Consider the following 14738-nt stretch of genomic DNA (forward strand, 5'->3'; position numbering starts at 1 on the left):
CCGAAACACCACGCCCAGTATTCAGAAAACCCGCATCGGCCGATGCGGGTTTTTTTATGTGTGAAATCTTTCGCCGCATCGCGGTGCCGGCCGGCACCGCTCCAGGCCATCGCCGCAACCACCTGTTACCCCCCACACCATCCAGGAGCTTTTCCATGTGTTCGATCTTCGGCATCTTCGGCCTGCAACCGGGCGACGACCTGCAGGCGCTGCGCCGGCAGGCGCTGGACTGCTCGCAGCGGCAGCGCCATCGCGGTCCGGACTGGAGCGGCGTGTATGTCGACGACGGCGCGATCCTGGTGCATGAGCGCCTGGCCATCGTCGATCCGGCCGGCGGCTCGCAGCCGTTGCTTTCCGCAGACGGGCAACTGGCGCTGGCGGTGAACGGCGAGATCTACAACCACCGCGAACTGAAGAAGCAGCTGACCCAGCCCTACGCGTTCCAGACCGGCTCGGACTGCGAGGTGATCAACGCGCTGTACCGCGAGGAGCAGCCGGCGGCGCTGCTCAACCGGCTCAACGGCATCTTCGCCTTCGCGCTGTGGGACAAGGCCGCCGGGCGCGTGCTGATCGCGCGCGATCCGATGGGCGTGTGCCCGCTGTACTGGGGCCACGACCAGCAAGGCCGGCTGCGCGTGGCCTCGGAGATGAAGTCGCTGGCCGACAGCTGCGCCGACGTCGCCCAGTTCCCGCCGGGCCATTACTACGACAGTGCCAGCGGCGAATTGGTGCAGTACTACCGCAAGCCGTGGCGCGACTACGCCGCGGTGCAGGGCGTGCAGGTGAGCAAGCAGGAACTGCGCGAGGCCTTCGAGCGCGCCGTGCACCGCCAGCTGATGACCGACGTGCCGTATGGCGTGCTGCTGTCCGGCGGGCTGGATTCCTCGCTGGTGGCGGCGGTGGCGGCGCGTTTCGCACGCAAGCGCATCGAGGACAACGACGAGGCCGAGGCCTGGTGGCCGCGCCTGCATTCGTTCGCGATCGGCCTGAAGGGTTCGCCCGACCTGGCCGCCGCGGCGATCGCCGCCGAGTCGCTGGGCACCGTGCACCACGGCTTCGAATACACCTTCGAGGAAGGCCTGGACGCGCTGCCGGAAGTGATCCGGCACATCGAGACCTACGACGTCACCACCATCCGCGCGTCCACGCCGATGTTCCTGCTGGCGCGGCGGATCAAGGCGATGGGGGTGAAGATGGTGCTGTCCGGCGAGGGCAGCGACGAGATCTTCGGCGGCTATCTTTACTTCCACAAGGCGCCGAACGCGCGCGAATTCCACGAGGAGCTGATCCGCAAGCTCGACGCGCTGTACAACTACGACTGCCTGCGTGCCAACAAGTCGATGATGGCCTGGGGCGTGGAGCCGCGCGTGCCGTTCCTGGACGTGGAGTTCCTGGACGTGGCGATGCGCATGGACGCGCAGTACAAGATGATCGACAAGACCAGCGGCGGCGCGATCCGCATGGAAAAAGGCGTGCTGCGCGCGGCCTTCGAAGGCTATCTGCCCGATTCGATTTTGTGGCGGCAGAAGGAGCAATTCAGCGACGGCGTCGGCTATGGCTGGATCGATGGGCTCAAGGCGCATGCGCAGGCGCAGGTCAGCGACCGCGAACTGGCCGCGGCCGACAAGCGCTTCCCGGTCAACCCGCCGCAGACCAAGGAAGCCTATTACTACCGCACGCTGTTCGAGCGCGCGTTCCCCACGCCGGCCGCGGCCGAGACGGTGCCCGGCGGCAAGTCGATCGCCTGCTCCTCGCCGGCGGCGATCGCCTGGGATGCCAGCTTCGCGACGATGGCCGATCCGTCCGGCCGCGCGGTGGCCGGGGTGCACGAACAGGCGCTGGAAGCGTGATATGCGCGTGCCGCTGGCGTTTTGCCGGCGGCACGCAGAGCCTGGGCTGCGGCGCTGACGACCGCGACCAACGCAACGATTAGCGACCACAGGGTCCACTGCGCGGATAGAGCATGCGCTAGAAGATCGGGCGATCCTATTTCGCCCGCTGCGTGCCGTCCGCCGCCGCCGCGCGGACCCAGGCCTACTCGAAGCGCATGCAGCGCCCGTAGCGCTCCGGCTGGATGTCCACGCCGGAGGCATCGGCCTGGTTGTTCTTGCGCCACAGGTTCTGGCGGAAGTCCGCGCCGCTGCAGTTGGCGGCGCGGTCCACGCCGATCGTGTAGGTGTAGGGATTGCCCTGGAAGCTGTTGTGCTCGAAGGTGTTGTCCTGGCTCATGCTGTTGTCCCAGCACAGGATCTCCGGAGTGCGCTGGCGGATCGAGCAGGCCAGGTAGATGCCGGCGCCCTTGTTGTCGGTGAACTGGTTGCCGACGAACAGGTTGCGCCGCGCATCGGCCAGGTACACGCCCTGGCTGCCGTTGCGTTCCAGGCGGTTGTTGCGGATCTCGCTGTCTTCCAGGTGCTCGGTGGTGATGCCGGCGGCGACGTTGTCGTGGATGTAGTTGTCGATCAGCTTGACCTTGGCGGTGCGGTTGAACGAGACCCCGTCCCAGATCGCGGCGGATACGTCGTTGCGCTCGATCAGCAGGTCGCGGCTGTCGTACTCGCTGAGCAGGCAGGCGCTGCGGCACTTGCTCACGCGCAGCCCGGACAGGCGGATGTTCTGGCCGGCGCGCACCACCACCAGGCTGTTGCTCAGGTATGGGCGCTCGGGCATGAATTCCTTGTCGGCGCTGCCACCGACGATCTGCAACTGCTCGACGGTCACGTCGCGGATCGGCCGCTGCGGGCGCTCGTTCTGGTAGTCGCCAACCACGATGACCGGCTGCTGCACGCCGTCCTGCATGTGCAGCACGGTGGCGTCACCCTGGCCACGCAGGCGCAGGCCGTCGCGCTGGATCGACAGCAGCCTGGTCACGTGGAACTCGCCGGCGGTCAGGCACACCGTGGCCGGCTTGCCGTCGTTGGGCACGCGGTCCACCGCGGCCTGCAGGTCGTCGCCCGGCTCGGCGCGCACGCTGCAGTCGGTGGCGGCGGACGCGGACGCGGGCGCGGCGGCGGTGGCGCAGCCGCTCGACAGGCAGGCGGCGAACGGCAGCAAGAGGGCGAGCAGGGGGCGGGAATTCATCGGGGGACAGGCTTCGCTTGGGGGAGGGAGTGGGCGCCGCCCTTGGGCAGCAGATGCCGCGTGCTGGCCGCGGCGGCAGGTTGGACAGTGCGGTGCACGGGTGGCGCTTCAACCCGTCATTGTCGCGCAGGCGGCCGTAACGTCAGCGTGTAGCGGGCCGGGCCGGGCAGGAACGGCGATGCGCGGCCCTGTACCCAGTCGTCGTGGCCGGCACCCCAGAACGGCGACAGCGGATGCTCGCTCTGGCCGCCGGGCATGTGCGCGATGCCGTCGGCCTCGTGGCCGGGCGCGACCACCATGCGCTCGGAGGCGCCGAAGTCCGGCCGCTGCACCCGCGGCATGTCGTTGTCGCCGTGTAGCGGTTCGGCCGGCATGCACAGCCAGCCGCGCAAAAATCCGGGCAGCGATCGCGCCAGCGGATGGCAGATCGCGGCGATGTTCTGGTCGCCCCAGCGGCGCTGCGGCAGCGGCGCGTCCTGGCCGGGTTGGTCGCGGACCTCGGCGGCGGCGTCCTCCAGCAGGGCCTGCCAGCTGGCGTAGCGGCGCGGCAGCAGATGCGGCGGCTGCTGTTGCAGCATCGGCCAGGCCACCGCTTCCAGCTGCGGCAGCGGCGGCATGGCGTAATCGGCGCCGAGTTCGGCGCGGGCCGGGGCGATCAGGCCGTTGCGGATCCGGGTCAGCAGCGCCAGGCGCCAGGCGCGCACCAGCCGGTAGCTCACCGAGTCGGTGCTGGCGCGACCTTCCCAGTGCTTGCTGGCCTGCGCCAGCGCGTGCAATGCCGGCGTGGCGGCGCCGCCGTCGCGTTGCTGCAGCAGCGTCCACCAGCGTTGCAACAGCAGTGCGCGGTCGTCGAGCTGGATCGCCTGCAATTGGCGTTCGTCCAGCTGCGGATGCAGGCGCAGGTCGTCGCGGATCTGCCGCGCGCGCGCACCCAGCGCGTAGCCGCCATCGCCCAGTACTGCCAACTCCTCGCCGCCGACCACGCGCGCGTTGGCGGTCCACAGCTGGCCGTCGGCGGGGTCGATGCGCTGCGGGGAATGCGCGGTGGCGATCGGCCAGGGCGCGCAGCGCTGCGCCGCCGGCACGGCCGCGCTGACGTCGTGGACCAGCGCATCGCTCGGGCAGCCCGGGCCGCGCAGCGGCAGCGCGCCGAGCACGCGCCAGCCGATGTGTCCGGCGCTGTCGGCCAGCAGCATGTTCTGCGCCGGGGTGGCGATGCGCTGCGCGCTGGCGAAGGCGCCGGCCAGCGAATCGGCGCGGGCCAGATCGGCCAGGCCCAGGTTCAGCGCGCCGGGCAGCTGCGCCACCCAGCGTTGCGCCAACGCCGTGCCGTCCGGTTCGTGCTGCAGGATCGGGCCGTAGGCGGTGTCTTCCACCTCCAGCGCGACGTCCAGGCCGCCGGCCACCTTGATCCGCTCGCGGTGGCGGACGACCGCGGTGCAGCCGGGCTGCGGCTGCGCCGCGCACGGGGTCAGCCGGTACCAGTCGCTGGTGTCGGCATAGCTGTTGGTGAAGCCCCAGGCGACATGGCCGTTGCTGCCGACGATCACCGCCGGCAGGCCCGGCAGCGAAAACCCGGTGATGTCCACGCGGCCGCCGGGCGCCTGCGCGTCGGCGTAGCGCAGCCGCACCCGGAACCACAGGCTGGGCGCGCCCAGCTGCAGATGCATGTCGTTGGCGACGATGGCGCGGCCGTCGGCGCTGCGGCTGCCGGCGATGGCCCAGTTGTTGCTGCCGGGGGCGGCATGCTCCGCGGTGCCGCCGTCGGCGGCGGCGCCGGGCAGGCTGCGCAGATCGACCTGGCTGGCGTCGGGCAGGGTGGCGTCGCCGCGCGCCGGGGCGTCCAGGGCCGCGTCCCAACTGCTGCCGTCGTGGCGCAGCAGCGCGAACAGCGGCGCCGGCAAGTGCTGCTGCAGCCGGTACAGCGACAGTTCGCGCTCGAGCTGGCGGCCTTGCAGGTCGAAATACATCGCGTCGCCGGCCAGCACCGAGTCCACCGGCTGCCAGGCGCGCGGGGCCTTGAGCAGCAGCAGGTAGGGCCACGGCCGTACCCGCAGCGCGTGCAGGCCGCGGTTGACGCCGGCGCTGTAGGCCTGCAGCGCCGCGCCATGGCCGCTGCCGAAGCTGGCCAGTTGCGCGGCGGCGCGCGCGCGCAGGCGATGCATGCGGCGCTGCCGGTCCAGCCCAAGCGTGGCGTTGCCGACCAGCTCGGACAGTTCGCCGGCGGCGGCGCGGCGCATCAGGTCCATCTGGAAGTAGCGTTCCTGCGCATGCACGTAGCCGAGCGCGCGCATCGCATCGGCCTCGTTGCCGGCGTCGATGGTGACCGTGCCCAGCGCGTCGCGCTGGATCCGTACCGGCGCCGCCAGCCCGTCCAAGTCGGCCTGCCCGTCGAGCGTGGCCAGGCTGCCGTGCAGCAGCAGCCATGTCGCCAGCGCCAGGCCGCTCGCCAGCGCCGCCAGCCACAGCGTTCCTCGTTTCCACCTGCTTCGCCGCATCCAAGCATCTCCGCCGGCCAATCCTGGATTCTAGACGCGACTGCGTGTCGTTCCTGCGCAACCCTGGCTGGCGCCTGCGCACGGTTGGGCCGTGGTCAGCTTGGATCGCGCCGGTGCACGCGTCCGCGCCGATGGAATCGGGATGCTAATGATTCCGATTGGAACACCGTGCGCGCGGCTCGGGCACCATGGTGGCCTTCGCTGCTATGGAGCCTGCCCCATGAAGGGACATCCTGACGTTGTGCAATGCCTCAAGGACCTGCTGCGCGGCGAACTCGCCGCACGCGACCAGTATTTCATCCACTCGCGGCGCTACGAGGATCAGGGCCTGCAGGCGCTGTACGCGCGCATCAACCACGAGATGGAAGAGGAGACCGAGCACGCCGACGCGCTGCTGCGGCGCATCCTGTTCCTGGAAGGCGACCCGGACATGCGCCCGCATGCGTTCGAGCCCGGGCGCACGGTCGAGGACATGCTGCAAAAAGACCTGACGGTCGAATACGAAGTGCGCGCGAACCTGGCCGCGGGCATGAAGCTGTGCGAGCAGCACGGCGACTATGTCAGCCGCGACGTGCTGCTGGCCCAGCTCAAGGACACCGAGGAAGACCACGCCTGGTGGCTGGAACAGCAGCTGGGCCTGATCAAGCGCCTGGGCATGGCGCTGTACCAGACCTCGAAGATCGGTGGCAGTGGGGTGGGGGAGTAACTGGCGGGACTCGGGACTCGGGACTCGGGACTCGGGACTCGGGACTCGGTAGAGCCTACCGCTCACCGCCGATGCATGGCGAGGCAAAAAAAAATCGGCCCGAAAGGGCCGATTTTGCTTTTCGCTACTCGCTGTTGCGAATCCCCAATCCCGAATCCCCAATCCCGGCCGCTTCACTCCACCGCCAGGTCATCCACCTTCTGCCACCCGCGCGGCAGCAGTCCGCCGCGGCTGGCGCGCACGCCCAGGTAGGCGTCCAGGTCCTTGAACGACAGCGACATGGTGCGCTGCCCGCTCTTCACCAGCAGCGTATTGCCCGGCGCGACCGCGGCGATCGCCACCACCCGCTCGGTGCCGAGCTTGGCCTTGGGGATGTCGATGATCTTGTTGCCCTTGCCCTTGTCCAGCTCGGGCAGCTCGGCGATCGGGAACGCCAGCAGGTGGCCGGCACTGGTCACCGCGACGATGCGGTCGGTGTCCGGATCGCTCACCGATGCCGGCGGCAGCACCTTGGCGTTCGGGGTCAGATTGAGCAGCGCCTTGCCGGCCTTGTTGCGGCTGGTCAGGTTCTCGAAGCGGGTGACGAAGCCGTAGCCGTGCGAGGACGCCAGCAGCAGCCGGCTGTCGTTCTCGCCGCTGGCCATGGCCTGGAACGATGCGCCGGAGGCCGGGGAGAAACGCCCGGTCAGCGGCTCGCCGTTGCCGCGCGCCGAGGGCAGCGAATGCGCCAGCGTGGAGTAGGCGCGGCCTTCCGAATCCAGGAACGCCACCTGCTGCGTGCTGCGCCCGCGCACCGCGGCCAATAGGCTATCGCCGTCGCGGTAGGACAAGCCGGCCGGGTCCACGTCGTGGCCCTTGGCCGCGCGGATCCAGCCCTTCTCCGACATCACGATGGTCATCGGCTCGCTCGGCACCAGTTCGGTCTGGTCGATCGCCTGCGCCGCGCCGCGCTGCACCAGCGGCGAGCGGCGCGCGTCGCCGAACTTCTTGGCGTCGGCGACCAGTTCGTCCTTGATCATCTTCTTCAGCTTGGTCTTGCTGGCCAGCACCGCCTGCAGCTGTTCGCGCTCCTTGGCCAGCGCGTCCTGCTCGCCGCGGATCTTCATCTCCTCCAGCCGCGCCAGCTGGCGCAGGCGGGTTTCCAGGATGTAGTCGGCCTGTTCCTCGCTGAGCGCGAAGCGCGCGATCAGCGCCGGCTTGGGCTCGTCCTCGCTGCGGATGATGCGGATCACTTCGTCCAGGTTGAGGAACGCGACCAGCAGGCCTTCCAACAGGTGCAGGCGGCGCTCGACCTTCTCCAGGCGATGGGTGAGCCGGCGCACCACGGTGTCGCTGCGGAAGCGCAGCCATTCCTCCAGCAGGGTCTTGAGATTCTTGACCTGCGGGCGGCCGTCCAGGCCGATCACGTTGAGGTTGACCCGGTAGCTGCGCTCCAGGTCGGTGGTGGCGAACAGGTGGCCCATCAGCTGCTCGGCGTCGACCCGGTTGGAGCGCGGCACCAGCACCACCCGCACCGGGTTGGCGTGGTCGGACTCGTCGCGGATGTCTTCCAGCCACGGCAGCTTCTTGGCGCGCATCTGCTGCGCGATCTGCTCGATCACCTTCGACGGCGACACCTGGTAGGGCAGCGCGGTGACCACGATGTTGGCGTGTTCCTTCTGGAACGTGGCGCGCGCGCGCACGCTGCCGTGCCCGGTCTCGTAGATCGCGCGCAGGTCGGCGGCCGGGGTGATGATCTCGGCGGTGGTCGGGTAGTCCGGGCCGTGCACGTGCTCGCACAGGTCGGCGACGCTGGCGTCGGGATCGTCGAGCAGGCGGATCAGCGCGCTGACGATCTCGTTGAGGTTGTGCGGCGGCACATCGGTGGCCATGCCCACGGCGATGCCGGTGGTGCCGTTGAGCAGCAGGTGCGGCAGCCGCGCCGGCATCCAGGTCGGCTCGTCCATGGTGCCGTCGAAGTTCGGCGACCAGTCCACCGTGCCCTGGCCGAGTTCGCCGAGCAGCACTTCGGCGATCGGGGTCAGCTTGGATTCGGTGTAGCGCATCGCCGCGAACGACTTCGGGTCGTCGGTGGAGCCGAAGTTGCCCTGGCCCTCGATCAGCGGGTAGCGGTAGGAGAACGGCTGCGCCATCAGCACCAGCGCCTCGTAGCAGGCGCTGTCGCCGTGCGGGTGGTACTTGCCGATCACGTCGCCGACGGTGCGCGCGGACTTCTTCGGTTTGGCCGTGGCGTTCAGGCCCAGCTCGCTCATCGCATAGATGATGCGCCGCTGCACCGGTTTCAGGCCGTCGCCGAGGAACGGCAGGGCGCGGTCCAGCACCACGTACATGGAGTAGTCGAGATAGGCGCGTTCGGCGTATTCGCGCAGCGGCAGCTGTTCGAAGCCGTGGAAGGTGGGGCGGGCGAGATCGGTCATGCGCGGGAAATACCTATAGGGGAACGCGGCGGCGGGCGCCGCAGGTCAGCCGGTCGATTATCCGGATGCGGCCGGCGATGCCAAGCCGCGCGTGCCGGCGGCGCGGCCGGCGCTGGCCAGGTAGCGGGCCGGAGGATGGCCGACATGGCCGCGGAAGGCGGCGACGAAGGCGCTGGGGCTGCGGTAGCCGCGCCGGTGCGCGGCATCGGCGACGCTGGCGCCGTCGCTGAGCTGGCGCCGCGCCCCGGCCAGCCGCGCCTGCTGCCGCCAGCCGGCGAAGCCGAGTCCGGTTTCCCTGCGGAAATGCCGGCTCAGGCTGCGCGGCGACAGCCCGGCCCAGTGCGCCCACTGCGCCAGCGAGCGGCGCCAGGCGCGGCCAGCAACTGCGCGGCGATGCGCAGCAGGCGCCGCTCGCTGGGCATCGGCAGGTGCAGGCGTTCGAGCGGCGCCTGGCGCAATTCGTCCAGCAGCACCACGCAAATCCGCTGCCGGTCCGCGTCCAGGGCATCGGGCACGCCCCACGCCGCGACCCGCAGCAGCAGTTCGTGCAACAGGCCGTTCATGCCGATCACGCAGGGGCGATCGGGCAGTCCGGCGCAGGCGGCCGGGCTCACCAGCTGGGCCAGGCCTCGGCGCCGCTACGCCAGTGTCGCGCTGCTGCAATGCGGCGTTTACTTATTTTCGAGATATTTTCTTGACATATATTTCCAAATGAAAATAATTGGCACCCATGAACTGCGCTCCCTCCCTCCCAGGTTCGCCGTCGTTCGGCCTGCTGCTGCGGCAGGTGCGCGGCGGCCTGATGCGCCGCCTGGACGACGCCATGACCGAGCTCCGGCTCGGCCTGGGCTTCAGCCACTACATCGGCATGAAGGCGCTGGCGTCCATGTCGCCATGCACCGCCAACGCGTTGGCCCAGGCCATCGATCAGAACCCCAGCGCGGTCACCCGCCTGCTGGACAAGTTCCAGGACCAGGGCTGGGTGCGCCGTGAAGCGCATGCGCAGGACCGCCGCGCGCTGCAGATCGTGCTGACCGACGAAGGCCGCGCGCTGTGGCAACAGCTCAAGCAGCGCGGCGACGAAGCCATCGCCAGCGCGCTGCGCGATCTCTCCGCCGATGAGCGCGAGCAGCTCACTTCGCTATTGACCCGCGTCCGCGACTCCCTCAATTCGCCATGACTCCGCTTATGACCCTCTCCGCTTCGTCCCATCGCCTGCGCCCGTTCGTGGCCGCGGCACTCACCCTGGCGCTGGCCGCCTGCGCCAGCAGCCGCGGCCTGGAGCCGCAGGGCCGCCGGCTCGACCCCGACCGGCAGCTGCAGGCCGGCAAGACCCTGGCCGCCGACCGGCTGGCGCCGGCCGCATGGCCGCAGCAGGATTGGTGGAAGGCGCTGGGCGATCCGCAGCTGGATGCGCTGATCGCCGAGGCGCTGCAGGGCACGCCGAGCCTGGACGCGGCCGACGCGCGGCTGCGCCTGGCCCAGGCCCAGGCCGGCGCCGCCGATGCCGACCGCGACGCCAAGCTGTCGCTGTCCGCTGGCTATACCGGCCTGCAGCTGCCCAAGGGGCTGGCCGGCGACGAGATCGGCGGCAAGTACATCCATGACGAGCAGGCGCTGCTGGACTTCAGCTACGGCTTCGACCTGTGGCGCGGCAAGCGCGCGGTCTGGGAAGCGGCGGTGGACCAGGCGCATGCGGCGCAGGTCGATGCGCAGGCCGCGCGCCTGGACCTGTCGGCCGGCGTGGCCCGCGCCTATGCGCAGCTCGGCTACGCCTGGCGCCTGTACGACCTGGCCGGCGAAGAGCTGGTGCGCTCGGACAGCAGCCTGAAGCTGGTGCGGCAGCGCCGCGACGCCGGCATCGACAGCAACCTGCAGCTGCGCCAGGCCGAGGCGCGGGTGCCGGCGGCGCGCCAGCAGCAACAGGCGGCGCAGCAGCAGATCGACGAGGCGCGCACCGCGCTGGCGGCCTTGCTCGGCCGCGGTCCGGATCGCGGCCTGCAGATCGAGCGGCCGCGGCCGCTGGACCCGGTGGCGGTGCAGCTACCGTCGGCGCTGCCCAGCGACCTGCTCGGGCGCCGTCCGGACGTGGTCGCGGCGCGCTGGCGGGTCGAGGCCTCGTCGCAGAGCATCGGCGCGGCCAAGGCGCAGTTCTATCCCAGCATCGACCTGCTCGCGCTCGGCGGCGTGGCCGCGGCCAATCCCGCCGACCTGTTCAAGGGCGACGCCGTGCTCGGCGTGTTCGCGCCGAGCGTGAGCCTGCCGCTGTTCGCCAGCGGCCGCCTGCGCAGCCAACTGGCCGAGCGCGACGCGCAATACGACCTGGCGGTGGCCAGCTACAACCAGGCGCTGGTGGCGGCGCTGCGCGAGGTCGCCGATCAGGTCAGCGCGGCGCGTTCGCTGGCGCAGCAGGCGCAGCAGCAGGCGCAGGCGGTGGGCACCGCGCAGGCCGCCTTCGACCTGGCGCAGCAGCGCTACCGCGCCGGCATCGGCAACTACCTGGACGTGCTGAGCGTGCAGCAGCAGTTGCTCGAGGCGCAGCAGCGCCTGGCCGCGCTGCAATCCAACCAGATCCTGGTCTCGGTGCGCCTGAACCAGGCGCTGGGCGGCGGCTACGAAGCCGCCCCCGCGGCCGCCGCGCCGATGACCTCTTCCGCTTCCACGCATTCCTGAGACCGCCGCAATGAATCAGACAACGACTCCCGATTCCTCCGCTCCCGCCCCCAGCCGGCGCGGCAAGCTGTTGCGCGGCCTGGCCGTGCTGGTGGTGCTGGTGCTGATCGCGCTGGCGATCTGGTACTTCGTCTCCGGCCGCTGGCACGAAGGCACCGACGACGCCTACGTGCAGGGCAATCTGGTGCAGATCACGCCGATGGTGACCGGCACCGTGGTCAGCATCGGCGCCGACGACGGCATGCGCGTGGAGCGCGGCCAGTTGCTGGTCGAGCTCGACCCGGCCGACACCCAGGTCGTGCTGCAGCAGGCCGAGGCCAATCTGGCGCGCAGCGTGCGCCAGGTGCGCGGCCTGTTCCGCAGCGTGCAGGGCGCGCAGGCCGAACTGTCGGCGCAGCAGGCGACCCTGCAGCGCGCCCGCGCCGACGTCGCCCGCCGCGGCAGCCTGGTCGCCACCGGGGCGATTTCCGCCGAGGAACTGGCGCATGCGCGCGACCAGCTGGCCACCGCGCAGGCCGCGGTCAGCGGTTCGCGCGAGACGGTGGAGCGCAACCGCGCGCTGATCGACGACAACGGCGTGGCCCACCAGCCCGACGTGCAGGCCGCCGCCGCGCAGGTGCGCCAGGCGTTCCTCAACAACGCCCGCAGCGCGATCGTCGCGCCGGTCTCCGGCTATATCGCGCGGCGTTCGGTGCAGGTCGGCCAGCGCGTGCAGCCCGGCACCGCGCTGATGGCGGTGGTGCCGCTGGAGCAGGTGTGGGTGGAAGCCAACTTCAAGGAAACCCAGCTCAAGCACATGCGCCTGGGCCAGCCGGTGGAGCTGGAGTCGGACCTGTACGGCGGTGCGGTGCGCTACCAGGGCACGGTGCAGAGCCTGGGCCTGGGCACCGGCAGCGCGTTCTCGCTGCTGCCGGCGCAGAACGCCAGCGGCAACTGGATCAAGATCGTGCAGCGGGTGCCGGTGCGCATCGCCATCGATCCCCGGCAGTTGGCGCAGAACCCGCTGCGCATCGGCCTGTCGATGAAGGTGGACGTGAACCTGCACCAGCAGAGCGGCGGCGTGCTGCCGAGCAAGTTCGCCACCGGCACGCTGCTGGATACCGACGTCTATGCGCAGCAGCTGGGCCAGGCCGACACGGCCATCGCCCAGATCATCCATGCCAACCTGCCCGACGCGGCCAAGGCGAACTGAGTCCGGCCATGTCCAACCAAGCTGCCACTCCTGCCGCGCCCGGGACTCCGGGCGCCCCGGCCGCCGCGTTCCGCCCGCCCAGCGTGGCGTTGTGCACGGTGGGCCTGGCGATGGCCTCGTTCATGCAGGTGCTCGACACCACCATCGCCAACGTCTCGCTGCCGACCATCGCCGGCAACCTCGGTGCCAGCTCGCAGCAGGCGACCTGGGTCATCACCTCGTTCGCGGTCAGCAACGCGATCGCGCTGCCGCTGACCGGCTTTTTGAGCCGGCGCTTCGGCGAGACCAAACTGTTCGTGTGGGCCACGCTGTCCTTCACCATCGCCTCGCTGCTGTGCGGCCTGGCGCAGAGCATGGGCATGCTGGTGGTGTCGCGCGCGATCCAGGGCTTCGTGTGCGGGCCGATGTACCCGATCACGCAGAGCCTGCTGGTGTCGATCTACCCACGCGAGAAACGCGGCCAGGCCCTGGCGCTGCTGGCGATGATCACCGTGGTCGCGCCGATCGCCGGCCCGATCCTGGGCGGCTGGATCACCGACAACTACAGCTGGGAATGGATCTTCCTGATCAACGTGCCGCTGGGCATCATCGCCGCGATCGTGGTCGGCGCGCAGCTGCGCGGCCGTCTGGAACCGACCGAGCGCCCGCGCATGGACTACGTCGGCCTGATCACCCTGATCATCGGCGTCGGCTGCCTGCAGCTGGTGCTGGACCTGGGCAACGACGAGGACTGGTTCAGCTCGGACAAGATCGTGGTGCTGGCCGCGATCTCGGCGGTGGCGCTGGCGGTGTTCCTGATCTGGGAACTGACCGACAAGGATCCGATCGTCAACCTGCGCCTGTTCCGCCACCGCAACTTCCGCGCCGGCAGCATGGCGCTGATCGTGGCCTACGCCGCGTTCTTCAGCGTGTCGCTGCTGATCCCGCAGTGGCTGCAGCGCGACATGGGCTATACCGCGATCTGGGCCGGCCTGGCCACCGCGCCGATCGGCATCCTGCCGGTGCTGATGACCCCGTTCGTCGGCAAGTACGCCGCGCGCTTCGACCTGCGCATGCTTGCCAGCCTCGCCTTCATCGCCATGGCGGTAACCAGCTTCATGCGCTCGGACTTCAGCCTGCAGGTCGACTTCGCCCACGTGGCCGGGGTGCAGTTGCTGATGGGCGTGGGCGTGGCGCTGTTCTTCATGCCGGTGCTGCAGATCCTGCTGTCGGACCTGGACGGGCGCGAGATCGCGGCCGGTTCCGGCCTGGCCACGTTCCTGCGTACGCTGGGCGGCAGCTTCGCCGCCTCGCTGACCACCTATCTGTGGGCCAAGCGCACGCAGCTGCACCATGCGCACCTCACCGAGCACATCTCCACCTACACGCCGGGCATGCAGGAGCAGGTGCAGGCGATGGGGCAGGGCGACCTGCAGAGCGGTGCGGCCTTCCTCAACAACACCATCAACCACCAGGCCTCGCAGATGGGCTTCAACGACATCTTCTACCTGCTGGGCTGGACGTTCCTGGGCATCATCTTCTTCCTGTGGCTGGCCAAGCCGCCGTTCGCGGGCGGCGGCGGGGCGGCCGCCGCGGGCGGTCACTGAGTCCAGGCTGCCGGCAACCGAGAAACCCCGCCTTGTGCGGGGTTTCGTTTGTGCGGCGGATGCGCGCGCACCTGCACCTGCCCGCGCGGGCGGGCGGGCGGGCGCCGCGCTTGCCGCCGCAGCGAGCGGCGGACCAGAATGCCGCCCCCTCGCACGCATCGGCAGGTTCGGACATGCCGCGTTTTCTGCGCGTACTGCGGTCTCGCTTGGCGTTCTCGCTGCCGCGCTGCGCCGGCGCACGCGCCCGCCAGCGTGCGGTACTGTTGCTGCTGTGCCTCGGCGCCCTCGGCGGCGCCAGCGCGCAGGCCGACGCGGGCGTGGCGGCGGCCACGCCGAGCGATCGCCTGCACGAAGCCTGGTGGGCGCAGCGCCACCAGCAGGTGCTGGAGCAGGCGCGCGCGCATGCGGACACGCCGCTGTTGCTGATCGACGATGCGATCACCCACAACGACGACAAGGCGAGTCCGCCCGACGAGGATTTCCAGCCGACCTGGCAGACCTTCTACGGCAGCCGCGGCGCGCTCAACCTCGGCTTCAAGCGGCGATGCCACCGAGCACGTGCTGTGACGCCTGCAGCACGCCGAG

9 protein-coding genes and 2 pseudogenes are annotated in these 14738 nt (G+C 70.2%); 7 read left to right on the forward strand and 4 right to left on the reverse strand.

The annotated features are described in order from the left end of the window. Window positions 1-155 precede the first annotated feature (155 nt). Entirely contained in the window at window positions 156-1850 is a 1695-nt protein-coding gene (gene asnB / locus FZ025_RS15825; protein WP_046980913.1) for an asparagine synthase B, read from the forward strand. 184 nt (window positions 1851-2034) lie between these two features. Here asnB and FZ025_RS15830 read toward each other — a convergent pair whose 3' ends face one another. Together FZ025_RS15830 and FZ025_RS15835 are read right to left on the reverse strand one after the other, a co-directional pair. Further along, window positions 2035-3081, reverse strand: coding sequence for a right-handed parallel beta-helix repeat-containing protein (locus FZ025_RS15830; protein WP_104558612.1), 1047 nt, complete (start codon window positions 3079-3081; stop codon window positions 2035-2037). 116 nt (window positions 3082-3197) lie between these two features. Then, a complete protein-coding gene (locus FZ025_RS15835; protein ID WP_104558613.1) occupies window positions 3198-5579 on the reverse strand; it encodes a penicillin acylase family protein in 2382 nt (793 codons plus the stop codon). Between the two features lie 220 nt (window positions 5580-5799). On the opposite strand from FZ025_RS15835, the gene bfr reads away from it, so the two are divergent. Beyond that, the gene (bfr, locus tag FZ025_RS15840; protein ID WP_046981149.1) at window positions 5800-6285 is read left to right on the forward strand and encodes a bacterioferritin; all 486 of its coding nucleotides are present in this window, start codon (window positions 5800-5802) and stop codon (window positions 6283-6285) included. A 173-nt stretch (window positions 6286-6458) separates the two neighbouring features. On the opposite strand, the gene parC is transcribed toward bfr, so the two are convergent. Together parC and FZ025_RS15850 are read right to left on the reverse strand one after the other, a co-directional pair. Then, window positions 6459-8702, reverse strand: a complete 2244-nt coding sequence (gene parC, locus FZ025_RS15845; RefSeq protein ID WP_046981150.1) for a DNA topoisomerase IV subunit A — start codon at window positions 8700-8702, stop codon at window positions 6459-6461. Window positions 8703-8759: 57 nt separating this feature from the next. Beyond that, window positions 8760-9193: pseudogene (locus FZ025_RS15850) on the reverse strand (helix-turn-helix transcriptional regulator); the annotation flags it as partial. A gap of 239 nt (window positions 9194-9432) precedes the next feature. Between FZ025_RS15850 and FZ025_RS15855 the strand changes: the two are divergent. The 5 genes and pseudogenes from FZ025_RS15855 to FZ025_RS22470 all read left to right on the forward strand — a co-directional run. Further along, a complete protein-coding gene (locus FZ025_RS15855; protein WP_046981151.1) occupies window positions 9433-9882 on the forward strand; it encodes a MarR family winged helix-turn-helix transcriptional regulator in 450 nt (149 codons plus the stop codon). Between the two features lie 8 nt (window positions 9883-9890). Beyond that, the gene (locus FZ025_RS15860; RefSeq protein WP_104558614.1) at window positions 9891-11375 is read left to right on the forward strand and encodes an efflux transporter outer membrane subunit; all 1485 of its coding nucleotides are present in this window, start codon (window positions 9891-9893) and stop codon (window positions 11373-11375) included. A 10-nt stretch (window positions 11376-11385) separates the two neighbouring features. Further along, on the forward strand, window positions 11386-12567 hold the full coding sequence (locus FZ025_RS15865; protein ID WP_046981153.1) for an HlyD/EmrA/EmrK family protein: 1182 nt from the start codon (window positions 11386-11388) through the stop codon (window positions 12565-12567). Window positions 12568-12575: 8 nt separating this feature from the next. Further along, complete coding sequence (locus tag FZ025_RS15870; RefSeq protein ID WP_104558615.1) at window positions 12576-14153, forward strand: DHA2 family efflux MFS transporter permease subunit; 1578 nt, start codon at window positions 12576-12578, stop codon at window positions 14151-14153. A gap of 173 nt (window positions 14154-14326) precedes the next feature. Then, a pseudogene (locus FZ025_RS22470) lies at window positions 14327-14717 on the forward strand (acetylhydrolase); the annotation flags it as partial. Window positions 14718-14738: the final 21 nt, after the last annotated feature.

This window comes from Xanthomonas hyacinthi, from assembly GCF_009769165.1.
Lineage (GTDB): Bacteria > Pseudomonadota > Gammaproteobacteria > Xanthomonadales > Xanthomonadaceae > Xanthomonas_A > Xanthomonas_A hyacinthi.

Coding starts and splice junctions, on each gene's coding strand:
- asnB (WP_046980913.1), top strand. CDS start 156: ATGTGTTCGATCTTCGGCATCTTCGGCCTGCAACCGGGCGACGACCTG.
- FZ025_RS15830 (WP_104558612.1), bottom strand. CDS start 3,081: ATGAATTCCCGCCCCCTGCTCGCCCTCTTGCTGCCGTTCGCCGCCTGC.
- FZ025_RS15835 (WP_104558613.1), bottom strand. CDS start 5,579: ATGCGGCGAAGCAGGTGGAAACGAGGAACGCTGTGGCTGGCGGCGCTG.
- bfr (WP_046981149.1), top strand. CDS start 5,800: ATGAAGGGACATCCTGACGTTGTGCAATGCCTCAAGGACCTGCTGCGC.
- parC (WP_046981150.1), bottom strand. CDS start 8,702: ATGACCGATCTCGCCCGCCCCACCTTCCACGGCTTCGAACAGCTGCCG.
- FZ025_RS15855 (WP_046981151.1), top strand. CDS start 9,433: ATGAACTGCGCTCCCTCCCTCCCAGGTTCGCCGTCGTTCGGCCTGCTG.
- FZ025_RS15860 (WP_104558614.1), top strand. CDS start 9,891: ATGACCCTCTCCGCTTCGTCCCATCGCCTGCGCCCGTTCGTGGCCGCG.
- FZ025_RS15865 (WP_046981153.1), top strand. CDS start 11,386: ATGAATCAGACAACGACTCCCGATTCCTCCGCTCCCGCCCCCAGCCGG.
- FZ025_RS15870 (WP_104558615.1), top strand. CDS start 12,576: ATGTCCAACCAAGCTGCCACTCCTGCCGCGCCCGGGACTCCGGGCGCC.